General features: G+C 35.6%; 1 protein-coding gene. It reads left to right on the top strand.

All coding sequences use genetic code 11. The features are described from left to right. Positions 1–370: 370 nt before the first annotated feature. Positions 371–3,364, top strand: a 2,994-nt coding sequence (locus tag ACKI4K_RS00235) for a right-handed parallel beta-helix repeat-containing protein (RefSeq protein WP_407421097.1), incomplete at its 3' end; no start/stop codon positions are given.

Here is a 3,364-nt window from a genome sequence, read left to right as displayed (position 1 = left end):
ACGGTGTTGCATCTTTGCCGATTAATTTAAGGGCAGGAACCTATGAAATCACTGCGGAATACAACGGCAAAGTAATAACCAACACAATAACTGTAAACAATGCATAAAATTAGGCTTATAATATTATAAGCCTAAAATTTTTTTCTTTTTTTTTTAATTCTGGCTTTTGACTGTTCCGTGATTTTTTTTATACATCAAAATTAACTGTCATATTTTTTCAGTGTTTTATCTTTTCAGCTTCTTTTCATTCATTAAATGGATATTTTTTTATATATCTTTTTATAGATTTTTAATTATATTGAATGATATTTTTTAGTTTATTTATATGGAAAATATCTGTTTTATCAAAATATTTTGAAGGTAGGTGAAAATGAAGTTCAAAAAGAGCATGCTTATTTTGATTCTTGCTGTTTTTCTCATTAGCATTGCGGGCGTATGTGCCAGTGATGTGAATGATACGGAAATGGCTAGCCAAGATTCTACAACAGTGGAATTGGCTCAAATTGATGAAAATGATGATATAAGTTCAGCTGATGAAAGTCAGGTAGTCGGCCAAACTGATAATCAAGAGATAATAAGTGCGGATGGAAATGGAACATTCGCTGAATTGGAAAGTGAAATTCGAAGTGGATACAATTCCATTATAACATTGGGAAGGGATTATGAATATGAAGGATCAGGATACTCTAGTGGGATAGCCATTACTGAATCCATAACTATCGATGGACAAGGCCACACAATCAACTCCAAAGGTAAAGTAAACATATTCAATGTTCAGGCAGATAATGTAATAATCAAAAATATTACATTCATAAGTAGTGGAGGTGCAGATCTAAAACCTGCTATCCAATGGAATTATGCACGGGGTACTGTTTCTGATTGTGTTTTTATAAACTATCTTAATTTTCGTGGCGGAGCTATTTACGGAGAGAATTCCTATTGTAATATCTCTGGTTGTGTTTTTACAAGAAATTCTGCTCAATTTGGTGGTGCTGTCATGTGGTTGAGTGGCCAGTGTCATATTTCTGATTGTATTTTTGAGAAAAATACTGCCGAACAGGAAGGTGGCGCTCTCTTTTTGGTTAGCGGTTGTACTGTTTCTGATTGTATTTTTGTGAGCAATTCCGCTACTAATAAAAATGGTGCTGCTATCTACTGGAATAATAATAATTGTGTTGTTACTAATTGTTATTTTGTAAAAAACTCTGGTTCAAATGTTGTCTATTCATACGATGCTGAAAATATGGCAGTCAATTATAATGTTTTCCTAGACCATAATTGTAGGGAAATTTCTTTTCATCACGAGGATTCCAGTTTGAATAATGATTACAACTGGTTCGGACATAATGCAACCAATTATATGGATAATCCTAATGTGGATGGATGCAGTGTCTGGCTGTTTTTAAATGCAACAGCAAATCCGGATGCAATCTCTATTTTTGGTTCCTCAGACATTGTGTTTAAATTATATGTTTATGACTCTTCTGGGGTATCAGAATTTGATAATAGTCGTTTGAAAGCAATCAACTTAACATTGACTCCAACAAATGGGAATGTCAACATTACTGAAGTTGGACTGGATGAACCTGTCCGGTTCAATCCGGAGGATTATGGAATAGGCAAGATAACAGCGAAAATAGAAAATGTTAGATACACCACAACATTAAAAATCGCAGATGGAACAACATTTTCTGACTTAAATTTTGTCATAAACGGCAATAATAATGACACTATTGTTTTGGATAAGGATTACACTTATGACCCTATATTTGACTCTGATTTAACAGAGGGCATAGTCATTAATCGTCCATTGACTATTGTCGGAAATGGTCATACATTAAATGCTACTGGGCTGGCTAGAATATTCAGTATTCAAGCAAATAATGTAGTAATCGAGAATATTACATTTGTTAACGGTAATGCAGATAGACACGGTGGTGCAATCAGTTGGAGGGGTAACAATGGTAACCTTTCTGATTGTATTTTTGTGAATAATTCTGCTGGTTATGATGGTGGTGCAGTCGATTGGAATGGTGACAATGCTATTGTTTCCGGTTGTATTTTTGTGAATAATTCTGCTAGTCAGAATGGTGGTGCAGTCGATTTGGGTAGTGATAATGGTATTGTTTCTGGTTGTAGTTTTGTGAATAATTCTGCTCGTGATGGTGGTGCCGTCACCTTCGTGGGCTATAAAGGTATTGTTTCTGGTTGTAGTTTTGTGAATAATTCTGCTAGTCTTGATAGTGGTGCTATCATTTTAAGTCAAAGTGATGAGAGTATTGTTTCTAATTGTAGTTTTGTGAATAATTATGCCGATCGTCAGGGTGGTGCTATCTCCTGGTCGTATACCAAAGATGGTCTTGTTTCTGATTGTAGTTTTGTGAATAATTCTGCTCGTGATGGTGGTGCTATCATTTTGCAGGTCTGTCATGGAGGTAGTGTTTCTGGTTGTAGTTTTGTGAATAATTCTGCTTGTGAGGGTGATCCTGCTTATCAGGGTGGTATTATCCATTGGGAAAATTATGAAGACGGTAATGTTTCTGGCAATATTTTTGTGAATAACCGCGCTAACTTTGGTATTATCTATTTCGATAATTATTTTGATGGTCACTTGTCAGTCAATGATAATATTTTCCTGAATAATGATGATGTTGCAATTTATTTTGTTAAAAATGATTCCAGTTCCAATGCTGATTATAATTGGTTTGGAAATAATGCAACCAATTACGATACAGAACCGGTAACTACTAATACAGGAATTACTACTTGGCTGTTCTTGAATGCTACAGCAGATCCGGATTCAATTTCAGTTTCTGAATCATCCGATATCTTGTTTAAATTGTATTCATATAGTGCTAGTGGAGTGTCTGATTATGATGACAGCAAATTGCCTGTCGTTAATTTAACTGTCACTGCAAATAATGGTGATGTTGATGAAAGCATTATTGCATTAGGAGACTCTGTTGAATATACTTATAATGGTGGCGGTGAAGCCAGCGTTACTGCTGCAATAGAGAATGCAGAGTATACTGTTGTATTGGATGTTGCTAAGGCAAATTCCATTTTGTCTGCTGATGATCTTGAGATGGCTTATAGGGATGGTTCCGCTTGGATGGTTACTTTGACTGATGTTAATGCTAATCCTATTGCAAATGCCGTTGTTAAAGTGGGCATTTTGGGTAAGGTTTACAATCGTGTGACTGATGCTGATGGTGTTGCAAGCTTGCCTATTAACTTGATTTCAGGCACATATGCAATCAATGCTACATTTGAAGGTGATGGTGATTATGAATCTTCATTTGCCGATGCTACTGTGGTCGTTAATAGGGCTGCTGCTGTTTTGACCGGTTATGACTTGGAGATG

This window comes from Methanobrevibacter sp., from assembly GCF_045644645.1.
Classification (GTDB): domain Archaea; phylum Methanobacteriota; class Methanobacteria; order Methanobacteriales; family Methanobacteriaceae; genus Methanocatella.
The sequence above is the reverse complement of the archived record's forward strand: the minus strand, read 5'-3'. Positions and strand labels throughout refer to the sequence as shown.